Origin of the sequence: Nocardiopsis tropica (genome assembly GCF_042660575.1) — a bacterium.
Lineage (GTDB): Bacteria > Actinomycetota > Actinomycetes > Streptosporangiales > Streptosporangiaceae > Nocardiopsis > Nocardiopsis tropica.
On record NZ_JBHSUF010000009.1, the window covers coordinates 270,942 to 285,975 of the forward strand.

The window sequence follows — 15,034 nt, forward strand, 5'->3', positions numbered from 1 at the left end:
GGGTGTGCGCACGGGCGGTCCCGGGCAGCACCGGGCCGACGGAGCCGTGGGCCCCCCTGTATCGCAGGAAACCCCACCGGAGGGCGCGGGGGAAGGGGCTGTGGACGGCCCCGGGCGGCCCCTACAGCAGCGCCGCCGCGTGGCGGCCCGCCGCGGCGGAGCTCAGGAACGCCGCCCGGTCCTCGTCGAGCCCGCGGCCCATCGTCGACACCTTCACCGGCAGGGCCGCCAAAGCCTCCTCCAGGCCGTCGACGCCGACCTCGACCAGGGTGTGCCGCTCACCCAGCGGCCGGGCCTGGGCGCGCACGCGCTCGCCGAACACCCCCGGCAGGACCGGCACCACCACGTCCGCCCGGGCCAGCGCCACGCGCCCGTACGCGGTCATGCTGTGGTGCGACACCCCCCGGTGCCGCTCGCGCTCGTCGGCCTCGCTCACCCGGAGCGCGGCCACCGGGCGCCCGCCCAGCACGGCCGCCGCGTTGACCGCCTCGCCGCAGGAGACCCCCGAGAACCCCCACGGGGTGCCGGTGCCCAGGTTCCCCGGCCCCTGGCACACCACCGCCACCTCCGCGCCCATCACGTGCCGGGCCGCCAGCAGCCCGGAGTGCACGGTGACCGCCTCCAGATCGCCCCCGAAGGCCTGCCCGGTGGTCACGCACCCCTCGACCAGGCCCTCCTCACACAGGGCCCCCACCAGCTGCGAGAACGCGGCGGGCAGGGCCCCGCCGTCCAGCATCACGTTGACGATCCGCGTCCCCGGCCGCTCCGCGCGCACCCCGGCGACCACCGCGGGCAGCGCCGAGTGCAGGTCGGCCACCACCACGGGCATGCCGTCCACGCCGTCGGCGGACCGCAGCACCCCGTGGTGGGGCGACCCCTGCTCGTCCGCGCCCAGCACGGTCGCCTGGAGCGGCGTGTAGCGGGCCTTCACCAGGTGTCCGGGCCCCTCCCGGTCGGCGGGGAGGCGGTCCGGGAGAGCCACGACCAGCGCGTACCCGCCCGTCCCCAGACCCAGGTCCAGGGCCCCGGTGTTGAGCAGCACGGAGTCCCCGACCCCGGGCTCCCCGACGAGGTCGGTGTAGGCCAGCGCACGGCACGTCGCCACGGGGCCCGTGCCTGTCCCCTCCGTGACCCCGTCCCCCTCGTCGGCGGGGTCCACCGCCACCAGGGCCAGGGCGACCCCCGGCCAGGACGGGAGGAGCTGACGGACTTCACCACGGCGCCACCGGATCATGCCAGGCACGGTACCGTCGTTGCTGAACCGGAGTAGGGACGACGCGCCAGAGCGCACCCCGGCCGGTCCATCCACCATGCGCGGGCGAGAAGGGTGCGGACGATGTCTCGCAGGAAGACGGAACGACAGCTGAACCTGGTCATCTGTCTGTTGTCCACACGCCGCCACCTGACCGCCCAGGAGATCAGGCAGACGGTGCACGGCTACGCCGAGGCGGACACCGAGTCGGCGTTCAAGCGCATGTTCGAGCGGGACAAGCGCGAACTGCGCGACAGCGGCATCCCCATCCAGGTCGGGACCGGGGACGCGGTCAGCGGCGAGGAGGGCTACCGCATCTCCCGCTCCGACTACGAGCTGCCGGAGATCGAGCTCCTTCCCGACGAGGCCCTCGTCCTGGGCCTGGCCGCCCGCGCCTGGAGGCACGCCTCCCTGGGCGAGGCGGCGGCCAACGCCCTGTTCAAGCTCCGCTCCGCGGGGGTGCCCGTGGACAGCGAGGCCGCACCCGGGCTCACCCCCGCGATGCGCACCGACGAGCCCTCCTTCGGCCCCGTCTGGCAGGCGGTGCGGGACCGGCGCCCCATCTCCTTCGACTACCGCAAGCCGGGCCAGGCCGAGTCCGAGACCCGCGAGGTCGAGCCCTGGGGCATCGTCAACCTGCGCGGCCACTGGTACGTGGTCGGCCACGACCGGCTGCGCGACGCGCGCCGGGTGTTCCGCCTGGGCCGCATCCGGGGAGAGGTGACCGTCCTGCGGGGAGGCCCCGACGTGGTCATCCCCGAGGGCGTCGACCTGCGCTCGGTGGTCGCGGGCCAGACCGCCGAGCCCGAGCGCACCGCCCTCCTGCGGGTGCGCGCCGACTCCGCGCACGCCCTGCGCCGCCGCGCCCTGCGCGTGGTCCCCGGGGAGAGGGACGGTTCGGGCAACGGCTGGGACACCCTCAGCTACCCCTACTCGGACACCCCCGCCCTCGTGCGGCGCGTCGCCTCGTTCGGCTCGCGCGCCGAGATCGTCGAGCCAGCCGGGGCCCGCGAGGCGATGGCGGCCCACCTGGCGGCCACGGCCGGGTCGGCCGGAGCCGCCGCGTCCGAGCCCGTCGGCACGGGCGGAGCCGGGGGGACCGACGCCCCCGCGCGCGGGCCCCGCTCGGCCGACCAGCTGCGCCGGCTGCTCATGCTGGTGCCCTACGCCCTGGGCCGCGACGTGCGCGTCCCGGAGGTCGCCCAGCACTTCGGGCTCAGCGAGAAGCAGGTCGTCGCCGACCTGAGCCTGCTCTGGATGTGCGGACTGCCCGGCTACACGCCCGGCGACCTCATCGACGTCGACCTCGACGCGGCCAAGGAGACCGGCGAGATCATCATCGCCAACGCCGACACCCTCGCCCAGCCGCTCCGGCTCACCGCCGACGAGGCGGCCAGCCTGGTCGTGGGCCTGTCCCTGCTGGAGGCGCTCCCCGAGACCGAGGGACTGGAGGGCGGTGCGCTCAAGCGGGTCGGGGAGAAGCTGCGCACCGCGGCCGGGGCCGCCCTGGGCTCCCTGGCCGACTCGGTCCAGGTACGGGTGGAGGGGGACGAGCAGGTCGCCCGGACCCAGCGGCGCTGCGCCGACGCCCTGGAGGCCGGGCAGCGCCTGCACCTGCGCTACCTGTCGGGCTACCTGGACCAGGTCACCGAACGCGATGTGGACCCCATGGGCCTGGTCGTCCAGGACGGCTACCCCTTCCTGGAGGGGTACTGCCACCTGCGCGAGGACGTGCGCCTGTTCCGCCTGGACAGGGTGCTGGAGCTCACCGTCCTGCCCTACGCCGCCGAGGTCCCCGAGGGGGTGGGCCGCCGCGACCTGTCCGCGGGGGTGCTCCAGCGCTCGGACCGCGACGCCCAGGTCACCCTCGACCTGGAGCCCACGGCGGGCTGGGTGACCGAGGACTACGTGTGCGAGTCGGTGACCGAGCTCCCCGGGGGAGGGGTCCGCGCCACACTGCGCACGCCCGCTCCCGCCTGGGTGGTGCGCCTCGCGCTGATGCTGGGGCCGGAGGGGCGCGTGGTGGCGCCCGGAGCGCTCGCCGAGGAGGCGCGCGCCGAAGCACTGCGGGCGTTGGAGTACTACCGCACAGAACAATCCTGTGGGAAATTGGTCGAGACCACTTCGTCGCCCGAGTGAGGCCCAGCTGTTCACCGGGGGCAGGGGTGGCGGTCACTCCGCAAGGGATAAGGTGAACGCGTGATCGTCCTCGCCGTCCTGTTCGGTGTGTTCACAGCCGGACTCGCCGTCGTCGCGGCCCTCGCCCTGCGGGTGCGCCGCGCCGCGGGCGTGCTGTCCGAGCGGGTGGCACGGGCGTCGGACGAGTACCGGGCGAGCAGTGATGACCTGCGTGAGCGCGTCGGTCGAAGCGGTGCGGGGACATGACGGACCCGTATCCGCGTACGCGTACCATCGAAGGCGCTTGTTCGCGCCCCACAGAGAGGTAGAACCATGGGACCGTTCAACGGACCTACCCTCGCCATCCTGGCGATCCTGGCCCTGCTGCTGTTCGGAGCCAAGAAGCTGCCGGACCTGGCCAGATCCCTGGGGCGCAGCGCCCGCATCCTCAAGGCCGAGAGCAAGGGCCTGATCGACGAGGACGAGAACGCCGAGGCGAACGGGGCCCAGACCCAGCAGGCCTCCCAGCAGCAGAACCCCGCGGCCGGCCAGCAGTACCCCCAGCAGCCGTCGCAGCCGCAGCAGCAGAACTACCCGCAGCTGCCCCCCGGCCAGCGCATCGTCGACGAGTCCGGTGAGACCACCCACCGCACCTACGGCAACTGATCCAGGCGCCACATCCGCGTGGAGCCGCGCTCCGCGGTGCCCCCCGCACCGCGTGACGCCGCGGTTCCGCCTCAGCGGCCCGCCCGAGGGCGGCGCCGCCGGGCGCCCGACGCCGAGAGGCGGGCGGCTCCCGTGACGGGCACCCCCCGGTGTCGGACACGGGAGCGACACGGGCGCGGCGCCGAGCAGGAGCGCCGCGCCGCACGGCTGTCATGGGGATCCGCGCCGACCGCGCGGACCCGGAGGAGAAGAGAGTGACCACACGATGAGCGCACGAGGCCGGGCGGCCAATCCGGAGGCCCGGATGCCGCTCATGGAGCACCTACGCGAGCTGCGCAGCCGACTGACCAAGGCGGCCATCGCGCTGGCCCTGGGCGCGGTGGTGGGATACCTCGTCTACGACTACGTGTGGGCGTTCCTGGTCGAGCCCTACTGCTCCCTGCCGGTGTCCCAGGTCAACGGACCCGACGACTGCTCCCTCATCGTCACCGGCCCCTTCGACGCCTTCTTCGTGGCCTTCAAGGTCTGGCTGTTCGTCGGGGCACTCGTCTCCGCGCCGTTCTGGCTGTACCAGCTGTGGGCGTTCGTCGCCCCCGCGCTGCACGGGCGAGAGAAGAAGTACGCCTACCTCTTCGCGCCGCTGGCCGCCCTGCTGTTCGCCGGTGGCGCGGCCCTGGCCTACGCCATCACCTCCATGGCGCTGACCATGCTGTTCGGCTTCCTGCCCGAGGACGCCGACCCCTTCCTGACCATCGGCGAGTACCTCAACTACATGCTCATCATGATGGGCATGTTCGGCATCGGCTTCGTGCTGCCCCTGCTGGTGGTCCTGCTCAACATCTCCGGGGTCCTCCCGCACGCCGCCATCGCCAAGTGGCGCCGCGTCATCATCTTCTCCTCGTTCGTGATCGCGGCGGTCATCACCCCGGCCGAGCCGATCTCCATGCTCGCGCTGGCGGTCCCGCTCGTCGTCCTCTTCGAGATCGCCGAGCTGTTCGCCTTCCTCAACGACCGCCGCAAGAAGCGCGACGACCCCTACGCCGGCCTGGACGACGACGAGATCTCCGAACTCGACGACACCCCGTCCGCCCTGGACGAGCCCGACGTGGGAGAAGAGTCCGGAAAACGCTCATGAGGGGCCCCGGCACACGCTAGGGTCGGGCGGTGGGGCGGGCTCGTCCCACCGTCGGCTCCGGTGCACCCCCGGGCCGACCCGGGCCGCGGAGAAGGGGAAGACCGATGAGTGAGCAGAGAGAAGCCCGACGGGAGCTCCCTCCCGAGGCCATGGGCAACGAGAAGTGGCACGACACCACCGACGCCGTCTGGATGCGCTCCTCCCTGTCCAAGGAGGAGTCCGAGGCGGTCGTGGAGGTCGCGACCTTCGACGACGGCTTCCGCGCCGTACGCGACGGCAAGTCCCCCGAGAAGGGCACGCTGTACTTCACCCCCGCCGAGTGGGAGGCCTTCGTCCTGGGCGCCCGTGACGGCGAGTTCGACATCCCCGAGGAGTACCTCACCGAGGAGGAGCGCCGGATCCAGAACGGCGAGGTCGACGTCGAGGTCGCGTGGGTGCCCTCCCCGCTGAACACCCCCAAGGCGATGGAGGAGTACCATCGCCGCCAGCGTGAGGAAGCCGAACAGCGGGAACAGCGGGCCGGGGCCTCCGAGACCTCCTGACGCACCCCCGCGCGCACCCGGGCGCGAGGGGTGCGCGGGCGACCTCCACAGCTCCGAACTCCCTCCCTGTCCCTTACGGGGTAGCAAGGACTGGTATGCCCCCTCACATCGCTCTTCTCGTCAACCCCGTCTCCGGCAGGCGCCGCGCCGCCGTCACCGCGGTCCGGCTCAAACAGGCGCTCCGCGACGCCGGGGCCAGAGTGCACGTGTACACCGGGCGCTCGGCCTCCGACAGCCGGAGGATGGCGCGCCTGGCCGCCTCCGACAACCCGGACGCCCTCGTCGCCGTCGGCGGTGACGGCCTCGTCCACCAGGCCCTCCAGGGTGTCGTGGGGACCGGGGTACCCCTGGCCGTGGTGCCCACAGGGACCGGCAACGACATCGCCCGCGCCTTCGGCCGCCCCAGCGGCCCGGCCCGGGAGGTGGCCGCCGCGATCCTGCGGGGCCGCACCCGCCCCGCCGACACCGTGCGCATGACCCTGGCCGACGGCACCCAGCGCTACTACCTCAGCGTCCTGGCCTGCGGCTTCGACGCCAGGGTCAACGAGCGGGTCAACGACTCCCGGTTCAGGCTCGGCCGCGCCGGCTACGTGGTGGGCCTGCTCGCGGAACTGCGCTCCTTCGCGCCCGTCGACTTCGAGATCGAGGTGGACGGCAGACGCATCGCCGAACCCGGCATGCTCGTCGCGGTCGGCAACACCAGCGCCTACGGCGGAGGCATGCTCGTGTGCCCCGACGCCGAACCCGACGACGGCCTCCTCGACGTGGTCTTCGTCCGCGAGGCCCCGGTGGGCCGGTTCCTGCGCCTGTTCCCCCGCGTCTTCAACGGCAGCCACACCGGATGCGACGAGGTGGTGGTCGAACGCGGCCGCTCCGTCACCATCCGCGCCGCGGCCGGCGCCGCCTACGCCGACGGCGAGCGGGTCGGGGAGCCGCCACTGGTCTGCGAGGTCGTCCCCAAATCGGTCGAGATGTTGGAGCTGACCTCATAGGCTGGAGGCCATATGAGTAGTCACTCCGAGCGGTACGCCGCCTTCCGTCGGCGCCAGGCCGCCTCCAGCCCCGCCATCGAGGCCTTCCAGGGCCTCTACGGGTTCGAGTTCGATCCGTTCCAGGTCAGGGCCTGCCGGGTCCTGGAGAACGGCCACGGGGTGCTGGTGGCCGCCCCGACCGGCTCCGGCAAGACCGTGGTCGGCGAGTTCGCCGTGCACCTGGCCCTGTCCGAGGGCACCAAGTGCTTCTACACCACGCCCATCAAGGCCCTGTCCAACCAGAAGTACAACGACCTGGTCAAGCGCTACGGCGCCGACCGGGTCGGGCTGCTGACCGGTGACAACAGCGTCAACGGCGAGGCCCCCGTGGTCGTCATGACCACCGAGGTGCTGCGCAACATGCTCTACGAGGGCTCCTCCACCCTCGGCGGGCTCGCCTACGTGGTGATGGACGAGGTCCACTACCTCGCCGACCGCTTCCGCGGCGCGGTGTGGGAGGAGGTCATCATCCACCTGCCCGAGTCGGTGCGCATGGTGGCCCTCTCCGCGACCGTCAGCAACGCCGAGGAGTTCGGCGAGTGGCTGCAGCAGGTGCGCGGCGACACCACCGTCATCGTCGACGAGAAGCGCCCGGTGCCGCTGTGGCAGCACGTCATGGTCGGCAACCGCGTCCACGACCTGTTCGTGGACATGGAGGAGGACACCGGCCCGGAGGAGGAGCCCGACTCCGGCGGCCACCGCAGCAAGGGCAAGCGCAAGCGCGAGAGGCGCCGCCCGCAGCAGCACCGGGAGATCGAGGTCGGCGGCCAGAGGCTGCGGATCAACCCGTCCCTGATCCGGTTCGCCGAGGAGGACTCCCGGATCACCCAGCTGGCCGACCGGCGGCGCCACCCGCAGTCCAGGGCCCGGGGCAGCATCCGCCCGCGCTCGCGTTTCGCGCCGCCCTCCCGGACGGCCATCATCGAGGAACTCGACGACGACGGGCTGCTGCCCGCCATCACCTTCATCTTCAGCCGCGCGGGCTGCGACGACGCCGTCCGCCAGTGCGTGGCCTCCGGCCTGGTGCTCACCAGCCCGGAGGAGGCCGCCGAGATCCGCGAGTACGCGGAGACCCGGTGCGCCGACATCCCCCCGGCCGACCTGGCCGTGCTCGGCTTCGACCAGTGGCTCCGCGCCCTGGAGGCGGGCATCTCCTCCCACCACGCGGGGATGCTCCCCACGTTCAAGGAGATCGTCGAGCACCTGTTCTCCCGGGGGCTCATCCGCGCCGTGTTCGCCACCGAGACCCTCGCCCTGGGCATCAACATGCCCGCGCGGACCGTGGTCATCGAGAAGCTCGACAAGTGGAACGGCGAGGCCCACGTCCGGCTCACCCCGGGCGAGTACACGCAGCTCACCGGCCGTGCCGGACGCCGCGGCATCGACGTGGAGGGCCACGCCGTCGTCGTGTGGCAGGCAGGGACCGACCCCGAGGCCGTCGCCAGCCTCGCGGGCACCCGCACCTACCCGCTCAACTCCAGCTTCCAGCCGTCCTACAACATGGCGGTCAACCTGGTGGGCCAGGTCGGCCGCCGGCGCAGCCGCACCATGCTGGAGGAGTCCTTCGCCCAGTTCCAGGCCGACCGCGCCGTGGTCGGCCTGGTCAAGCAGCTGCGCAAGCACGAGGAGGCGCTGGACGGCTACGCCAAGGCCGCCGAGTGCCACCTGGGCGACTTCATGGAGTACGCCTCGCTGCGCCGCGCCCTGAGCGACCGCGAGTCCGTGCTCTCCAAGACCCGTTCGGCCCAGCGGCGCGACGAGGCCCTGGAGAGCCTGGAGAAACTGCGGCCGGGCGACATCATCCGCATCCCGTCGGGCCGCTTCTCCGGACACGCCGTGGTGCTCGACCCCGGGCTGCGCCACGACCTGCCCGCACCGCTGGTGCTCACGGCGGACAAGCAGGTCAAGCGGGTCAACGCCAGCGACTTCACCGTTCCCGTGCACCCGTCCGGGCGGATGCGCATCCCCAAGTCCTTCTCCGCCAAGTCGCCCAGGTCCCGCCAGGACCTGGCCTCCACGCTGCGCAACAAGCTCAAGGAGCGCGGCACCGACCCGGTCTACGAGCGGGGCGGACGCGACGCGGGCGAGGACGCCGAGGTGCTGCGGCTGCGCACCGCGCTGCGCGAGCACCCCTGCCACGGGTGCGCGGACCGCGAGGACCACGCCCGCTGGGCGGAGCGGTACTTCCGGCTGAGCCGTGAGACCGACTCGCTGCGCCGCCGGGTCGAGGGGCGCTCGCACGTCATCTCCCGTACCTTCGACCGGGTGTGCGGCGTCCTGGAGGACCTGGAGTACCTGTCCGGGGACAGCGTGTCCGACGACGGGTCGCGTCTGGCCAAGATCTACTCGGAGCTGGACCTGCTCGTCGCCGAGTGCCTGCGCCGGGGGGTCTGGAAGGGCCTCAACCCGGTGGAGCTGGCCGCGTGCGTGGCGTCCCTGGTCTACGAGGCGCGACGCAACGACGACGCCTACCCCCGCGTCCCCTCCGGCCCGGTCGAGACGACCCTCGCCGAGATGGTGCGGCTGTGGGGCGAGCTCAACGAGGTCGAGGCCCGGCACCGGGTGTCGTTCCTGCGCCAGCCGGACCTGGGGTTCGTGTGGACGGCGCACCGGTGGGCGCGCGGCGACCGGCTGGACGACATCCTGCGTCAGGCGGACATGCCCGCGGGCGACTTCGTGCGCACCGCCAAGATGCTGGTGGACATGCTCAGCCAGATCGCCGGGGCGACCGGTGACGCGGAGGTGCGCTCCACCTCGCGCAAGGCCGCCGACCTGGTGCGCCGCGGCGTGGTCGCCTACTCCTCGTTCAACTAGGCGCGTTCTGCGCGGCGGCCGGTCCGGTGGGGCCGGCCGCCGCGGGGAACACCGGCGGTCGCGGGGGCGTTCGTCGCATTGCGGGACCCCGGTGGTCGCAGCCGCTCCCGGCCGGGTCCATCATGGGAGACGCACGGGACCCCCGACACAGGGGCCTGTAGTTCGCAAGACACCTGAAACGAGGCTCGAACAGTGCTGCGCACCCTCATCAACGGCAAGATCCACCGCGCCACGGTCACCCAGGCCGACCTGCACTACGTCGGCTCCGTCACGATCGACGCCGACCTGATGGACGCCGCCGACATCGTCGACGGGGAGCAGGTCCACATCGTCGACATCGACAACGGAGCCCGCCTGGTCACCTACGCCCTCGTCGGGGAGCGCGGCAGCGGGGTCATCGGCATCAACGGGGCCGCCGCCCGTCTGGTCAGCCCCGGCGACCTCGTCATCATCATCGGCTACGCCCAGGTGGACGAGGCCGAGCGCGCCGAGCACGTCCAGCACATCGTGCACGTGGACCGCGACAACAGGATCGTCAAGCTGGGCAACGACCCGGCGGAGCCGGTCCCCGGCGACACGACACTCGTCGCCGGGCGCTGACCGGCCCGGACACGCGCGAGGCGGACGCCCGTGCCGGCGCCCACGGCGTCGGCACGGGCGTCCTGTCCGTGCAGCGGCTTTCGGAGCGCACCTACAACCCTTGCAAACTGGCCGATTCCGGCCTGATCGGTCCTCCCGGCGGCGGGTATGCCCACAGTCGGCATGGACGACACAGGAGACGAGGAACAGCGCCGGATCGCCGAGCACATCGAATGGCAGAAGCAGGGGGCGTGGGTCGTCGTCTGGGGGGCCTACACCCGCTGCTTCTGGGCCTACGCGTGCTGGCCGGTGGTCCCCGAGAGCGGCGTCGTCATCAGTGCGCGCGACCCGCACAACCTCTACGCCGAGATGCGCTACGTCGAGCGCGAGCACGACTTCCTGCGCTGGCGCTACGGCCGCGCCTAGGAGGGCGTCTGCTCATTCGGCCCGAACGCACGCGTTCCGCACACGCCCCCGGACGGGGACCGCGGTAAGGCGTTCGCGTCGCGTGGGAGGCGCCACGGGTGGCGTGGGCGCGCCGACCGGCCCGGGCCCTGTGCGTACCGCCGCCGTCCGCCTCGGGGACGCCCGGAGGAACCAGGGGCCCGTGGCACGCATGCGCCCCCGCCCCAGCGGACAGACCGGACGTATGGGAACCCTCTACCTCGCCCTCTCCGCCGCCTCCACCAGGCCGGAGGAGACAGCCCCCGACCTGGTCCGCCTGCTCCAGGGGAAGGGGTGGCGGGTCACCGTCCTGTGCACGCCGACGGGCACCCGTTTCCACGACCTCGACGCACTGGAGGCGCTGACCGGGGAACCGGTCCACGTGGACTTCCGGCGTCCCGGCACCGGCACGAGCCTGCCCCCTCCGGACGCCGTCCTCGCCTGCCCCTGGTCCTTCAACAGCACGAACAGGACCGCCCTCGGCCTCACCGACACGTTCGCCGTCGCGCTCGTCTGCGAGATGATCGGGCGCGGCGTCCCCACGCTCCTGGTTCCCAAGACGGGGGACGGGCTCGCGGGCCATCCCGCACTGGACCGCAGTCTCCGGCTCCTGGACGAGATCCCCCACGTCACGCTTCTGCGCGATCCCGCCCACGGTCTTCCTCCGTGGCGCCGGGTGGCCGAAGCCCTCGCCGGGGCGGCCGTACCGTAGGGGGCGCCCTCCCGTCCCGGTCCCCGGAGCACCGCCCCCGCACGGCTGGATTCAGGCGGTGGTGACCGACCGGGTGTTCCGCGGGCTCGGCCGGGCCCGCGAACGGGTCAACCGCTTCATGGCCGACGCCCGGAACGCGGGGGCGCGGTCGGTGTCCGCCGTCCCTGATGAGGGAGCCGGAGCGGAGGAATTCGCGCTGCTTCCGCGCGAGCGGATCCGCCACCACGCGGGATGACCCCGGGGGAGGATCGCCGGGGACCTCGCAACGCGGTAGACCTCGCCGGTGAGGCCGTGGTGGCCGGTTCCGGCAAGGAACGCCCACAGGGGCGGTTTCCCTGGGATCATCTGCTCCCGACCGAGCCGAACCCCCTGGAAGCGGTGCCATGGCCGACCCCCTGCGAGACAGCGACCCCGCCCACATCGGCCCCTACACGCTGCATGCCCGTCTGGGCGGCGGCGGGATGGGCCAGGTGTTCCTGGGCCGTTCCCCCGGCGGGCACACCGTCGCGGTCAAGGTCGTGCGCCCCGAACTCGCCGACGACGCCGACTTCCGCCGCCGCTTCGCCGCCGAGGTCAAGGCCGCGCGCAAGGTCGGCGGTTTCTACACCGCCCCCGTCGTGGACGCCGACACCGATGCCACCCCGCCCTGGCTGGCCACCGCCTACATCCCCGGCCCCACCCTGTACCGCGCCGTCACCGACCACGGCCCCCTGCCGGCGGAGACGGTGGCCGTGCTCGGCGCCGGCCTGGCCGAGGGCCTGGCCGCCGTGCACGCCCAGCAGATCGTGCACCGCGACCTCAAACCCGCCAACGTCCTGCTGACCGCGGAGGGACCGCGCCTGATCGACTTCGGCATCGCCCGTGCCCTGGACACCACCTCCCACACCCACAGCTCCACCGTGGTGGGCACCGCCGCGTTCATGTCCCCCGAACAGGCGAAGGCGCAGAAGGTCGGCCCGGCCTCGGACGTGTTCTCCCTGGGATGCGTGCTCGCCTTCGCCGCCACCGCCCGCAGCCCCTTCGGGGAGGGACCCGCACTCGCGGTCCTCTTCCGGGTGGTGCAGGAGGAGCCCGACCTGGCGGGCCTGCCCGTGCCCCTGGCGGGTCTGATCAGCGCCTGCCTCGCCAAGGACTCAGCAGCCCGGCCCGGCCTGGACGACGTGCTGACGGCCCTGACCGCCATAGCCTCCACCCGGGCCCGCGACGGCGGCCGGTGGCTGCCCGACGACCTCACCGAGGCCCTGGCCCGCCACACGCTCGCCTACACCCGGATCGAGACACCGCAGGCAAGGCCTCCTGCGCGGAAGACGGCCGAGCCGAAGAAGAAGCGGTCTCGGGCCTCCGAGCCCGGCACGGCCGCTCCGGACCGGGCGGCACTGGTGGTCGGCAACCTCAGCCTGGAGCCGCTGGAGGTCCTCCTCGACGGCATAGCCGTCGGGGCCGTCCCAGGGGGCGGTCACAGTCGCTTCCCCCTGGAGGCGGGCCAGCACACCGTGCAGGTCGACGCCGGCGGGCGGCGCAGCACGGTGCGCCGCATCGAATTCAAGCCGCGCGGCACCGTTCGGAAGGCCTTCGACATCGGAACTGGAAGTAATGCCCGGCCAGAACCGGTGGAGGAGGTGGAATTCAAAGGATCCTGGGGAGTGCCGGAGGTCCTAGGAACAATCTTCCTCCTAGCTTCGATTGTGCTCCTCGGCGGCCTCATCAGCAGCATCGCGAGTCTCATTGACCCCCTGTTGGGTCAACTGTGCATAGCCGCCGGGTTCATCCTGGCCGTCTGGTGGGTCGTCTCCGCGATTGCCGAAGGTTCCCCACATCTTGGTCTGCGCGACAGCGGCCTGACGGCCGGGACTGAGAGGGGGCCAGGAAAGCGGATGGCCTCTTGGCAGGACCTGACTCAGGTCAGCCTGGTCGGTGAGGGAGTCGAGACCCAGTTCGTGATCTGGCCCGGCAAAGACCTCCCCAAGTTCGCCTCGCTCAAGGATTTCCAGGGGGGAAAGGTCGTGTGCCTCGCCAAGGAAATAGGTGCCGCAAAGCATCAAGACATCGAGCGCCTGCGCGCGGCGCTGCGGTGGTTCGCCGACGACCGCTGGGTCGAGCAGACCGCCGGACGGCAGGGGGGTCGGTAAGGAAGTGCCACCGGGTGCGGAGCCGTCGGTCCGGGCCCCTGTCCTGTCCGGGGACGGGGGCGTCCTGTCGGCTGTCCGGGGGAACGGGTCCGCCGCCGCAGTTCACGGGGCGGGAACCGCCCCCGTGGGGCGGGGACCCGACGCGTCCGCCCCCCTGAGCGGCCGGTTACGATTCCTCCGTAGATAGGACGAATCGGAGAGTAGGCCTCGTGTCGACAGAAAACGCTCATGTCGGGGAGGCCCTCCCCGAGGAGGCGCGCGCCCGCATCCAGCGCCGCACCGTCCTCGTCCTCATGCTCGCCCAGGTGGTCGGCGGCATCGGCATGGGCGCCATGCTCGCCGTGGGCGCGCTCATCGCGCTCGACCTGTCCGGCTCGGACGCCTGGTCCGGTATGGCCACCACCATGATCACCCTGGGCGCCGCCGTGTTCGCCCTGCCGCTGGCGTCACTGGCCGCCCGCCGGGGACGCCGTCCCGGCCTGGCGCTGGGCTGGACGCTCGGCGCCGTCGGCGGAACCACCGTCATCGCCGCCACCGTCCTGGAGTCGTTCGCCCTCTTCCTCCTCGGGATGGTGCTCGTCGGAGCGGGGACCGCGACCAACCTCCAGTCCAGGCACGCGGCCGCTGACCTGGCGTCCGAGGCCACGCGCGGCCGCGACCTGTCCGTCGTGGTGTGGGCGACCACCGTCGGCTCGGTGGCGGGCCCCAACCTCATCGGCCCCAGCGGGAGGGTCGCCGCCCTCCTCGGCCTCCCCGAGCTGCTCGGCCCCGTGGTCTTCACCACCACCGGGTTCGTCCTGGGGGCGGTCCTGATCTTCGCCCTGCTGCGCCCCGATCCCCTGCGCACGGCCACCACCGAGCTGGCCCGCAGCGGGGCCCCCGCCGGTGTACGGCTGTCCGTGCCCGGAGCCCTGCGCGTCGTCGGACGCAGCCCAGGAGCCCTCCTCGCGATCGTGGGCATCGTCGCCAGCCACACGGTGATGGTCGCGGTCATGACGATGACGCCCGTGCACATGTCGCACCACGGCGCCGCGCTGACCGTCATCGGCCTGACCATCTCCCTGCACATCGCCGGCATGTACGGCCTGTCGCCGGTGGTGGGCTGGCTCACCGACCGGTTCGGCCGGGTCCCGGTGCTCCTCACCGGCCAGGTGATCCTGCTGGTCGCGACCGCGGTGTCCGGGACGGCCGGGCACGACGAGGTGCTCGTGACGACGGGGCTGGTGCTCCTGGGGCTGGGCTGGTCCTTCGGTCTGGTGGCGGGGACGGCCCTGCTGGCCGAGTCGCTGTCGGCGGACGTGCGCCCGCGGGTGCAGGGGGTCAGCGACCTCACCATGAACCTGGGCGGCGCCGCGGCGGGAGCGCTGTCCGGTGTCGTGCTGGCCCAAGCGGGGTTCGGCGGACTCAACCTGTTCGCGGCGCTGTTCACCCTGCCCGTGTTCGTGCTCGCGGTGCGCGCCCTGGCGTCCCGTTCCCGAAGCACCCCGCGGACGCCGTGAACCGGGCCCCGTAAAAACATCCGGACCTTTACCGGAAACGCCCCCGCAGCTGTCCTACGAGTCCCCGGACCGCGGTTACCGTGCAGTTTTGGGGCGCCTACCGGCCTCGGTGG

At 72.6% G+C, this 15,034-nt stretch carries 14 protein-coding genes; 13 read left to right on the forward strand and 1 reads right to left on the reverse strand.

The features are described 5' to 3' along the window. Nucleotides 1-121: 121 nt before the first annotated feature. Nucleotides 122-1,234 (reverse strand): DUF3866 family protein, encoded by a 1,113-nt coding sequence (locus tag ACFQBR_RS17055; protein ID WP_344180668.1) that lies wholly within the window; start codon nt 1,232-1,234, stop codon nt 122-124. Nucleotides 1,235-1,336: 102 nt separating this feature from the next. Between ACFQBR_RS17055 and ACFQBR_RS17060 the strand changes: the two genes are divergently transcribed. The 13 genes from ACFQBR_RS17060 to ACFQBR_RS17120 all read left to right on the forward strand — a co-directional run bounded on the left by ACFQBR_RS17060 (nt 1,337) and on the right by ACFQBR_RS17120 (nt 14,921). Next, nucleotides 1,337-3,391: a helix-turn-helix transcriptional regulator gene (locus tag ACFQBR_RS17060; protein ID WP_267945313.1), complete on the forward strand. Its 2,055-nt coding sequence runs from the start codon at nt 1,337-1,339 to the stop codon at nt 3,389-3,391. Nucleotides 3,392-3,451: 60 nt separating this feature from the next. After that, entirely contained in the window at nt 3,452-3,637 is a 186-nt protein-coding gene (locus ACFQBR_RS17065) for a hypothetical protein (RefSeq protein WP_267945312.1), read from the forward strand. A 66-nt stretch (nt 3,638-3,703) separates the two neighbouring features. Beyond that, nucleotides 3,704-4,036 carry a Sec-independent protein translocase subunit TatA gene (gene tatA / locus ACFQBR_RS17070; RefSeq protein ID WP_344180670.1) on the forward strand — a complete coding sequence of 111 codons (333 nt, stop codon included), beginning with the start codon at nt 3,704-3,706 and terminating at the stop codon, nt 4,034-4,036. A 304-nt stretch (nt 4,037-4,340) separates the two neighbouring features. After that, on the forward strand, nt 4,341-5,171 hold the full coding sequence (gene tatC, locus ACFQBR_RS17075) for a twin-arginine translocase subunit TatC (RefSeq protein WP_267950427.1): 831 nt from the start codon (nt 4,341-4,343) through the stop codon (nt 5,169-5,171). Between the two features lie 104 nt (nt 5,172-5,275). After that, entirely contained in the window at nt 5,276-5,713 is a 438-nt protein-coding gene (locus ACFQBR_RS17080; protein ID WP_330161567.1) for a DUF397 domain-containing protein, read from the forward strand. A 95-nt stretch (nt 5,714-5,808) separates the two neighbouring features. After that, nucleotides 5,809-6,705: a diacylglycerol/lipid kinase family protein gene (locus ACFQBR_RS17085; RefSeq protein WP_267945309.1), complete on the forward strand. Its 897-nt coding sequence runs from the start codon at nt 5,809-5,811 to the stop codon at nt 6,703-6,705. Between the two features lie 12 nt (nt 6,706-6,717). Beyond that, nucleotides 6,718-9,558, forward strand: a complete 2,841-nt coding sequence (locus ACFQBR_RS17090; RefSeq protein ID WP_267945308.1) for a DEAD/DEAH box helicase — start codon at nt 6,718-6,720, stop codon at nt 9,556-9,558. 192 nt (nt 9,559-9,750) lie between these two features. Next, nucleotides 9,751-10,158, forward strand: coding sequence for an aspartate 1-decarboxylase (gene panD / locus ACFQBR_RS17095; protein WP_267945307.1), 408 nt, complete (start codon nt 9,751-9,753; stop codon nt 10,156-10,158). 147 nt (nt 10,159-10,305) lie between these two features. Next, entirely contained in the window at nt 10,306-10,563 is a 258-nt protein-coding gene (locus ACFQBR_RS17100) for a hypothetical protein (RefSeq protein WP_378553801.1), read from the forward strand. Between the two features lie 223 nt (nt 10,564-10,786). Further along, nucleotides 10,787-11,293, forward strand: a complete 507-nt coding sequence (locus tag ACFQBR_RS17105; RefSeq protein WP_344180674.1) for a flavoprotein — start codon at nt 10,787-10,789, stop codon at nt 11,291-11,293. 58 nt (nt 11,294-11,351) lie between these two features. Next, a complete protein-coding gene (locus ACFQBR_RS17110) occupies nt 11,352-11,528 on the forward strand; it encodes a hypothetical protein (RefSeq protein ID WP_267945304.1) in 177 nt (58 codons plus the stop codon). 148 nt (nt 11,529-11,676) lie between these two features. Beyond that, entirely contained in the window at nt 11,677-13,422 is a 1,746-nt protein-coding gene (locus tag ACFQBR_RS17115) for a protein kinase domain-containing protein (protein WP_344180678.1), read from the forward strand. Between the two features lie 293 nt (nt 13,423-13,715). Continuing rightward, on the forward strand, nt 13,716-14,921 hold the full coding sequence (locus ACFQBR_RS17120; RefSeq protein ID WP_378553822.1) for an MFS transporter: 1,206 nt from the start codon (nt 13,716-13,718) through the stop codon (nt 14,919-14,921). The last annotated feature ends 113 nt before the right edge of the window (nt 14,922-15,034 follow it).

Coding starts and splice junctions, on each gene's coding strand:
- ACFQBR_RS17120 (WP_378553822.1), top strand. CDS start 13,716: ATGCTCGCCCAGGTGGTCGGCGGCATCGGCATGGGCGCCATGCTCGCC.
- tatC (WP_267950427.1), top strand. CDS start 4,341: ATGCCGCTCATGGAGCACCTACGCGAGCTGCGCAGCCGACTGACCAAG.
- ACFQBR_RS17055 (WP_344180668.1), bottom strand. CDS start 1,234: ATGATCCGGTGGCGCCGTGGTGAAGTCCGTCAGCTCCTCCCGTCCTGG.
- ACFQBR_RS17100 (WP_378553801.1), top strand. CDS start 10,306: ATGCCCACAGTCGGCATGGACGACACAGGAGACGAGGAACAGCGCCGG.
- ACFQBR_RS17090 (WP_267945308.1), top strand. CDS start 6,718: ATGAGTAGTCACTCCGAGCGGTACGCCGCCTTCCGTCGGCGCCAGGCC.
- ACFQBR_RS17115 (WP_344180678.1), top strand. CDS start 11,677: ATGGCCGACCCCCTGCGAGACAGCGACCCCGCCCACATCGGCCCCTAC.
- ACFQBR_RS17085 (WP_267945309.1), top strand. CDS start 5,809: ATGCCCCCTCACATCGCTCTTCTCGTCAACCCCGTCTCCGGCAGGCGC.
- tatA (WP_344180670.1), top strand. CDS start 3,704: ATGGGACCGTTCAACGGACCTACCCTCGCCATCCTGGCGATCCTGGCC.
- ACFQBR_RS17080 (WP_330161567.1), top strand. CDS start 5,276: ATGAGTGAGCAGAGAGAAGCCCGACGGGAGCTCCCTCCCGAGGCCATG.
- ACFQBR_RS17060 (WP_267945313.1), top strand. CDS start 1,337: ATGTCTCGCAGGAAGACGGAACGACAGCTGAACCTGGTCATCTGTCTG.
- ACFQBR_RS17105 (WP_344180674.1), top strand. CDS start 10,787: ATGGGAACCCTCTACCTCGCCCTCTCCGCCGCCTCCACCAGGCCGGAG.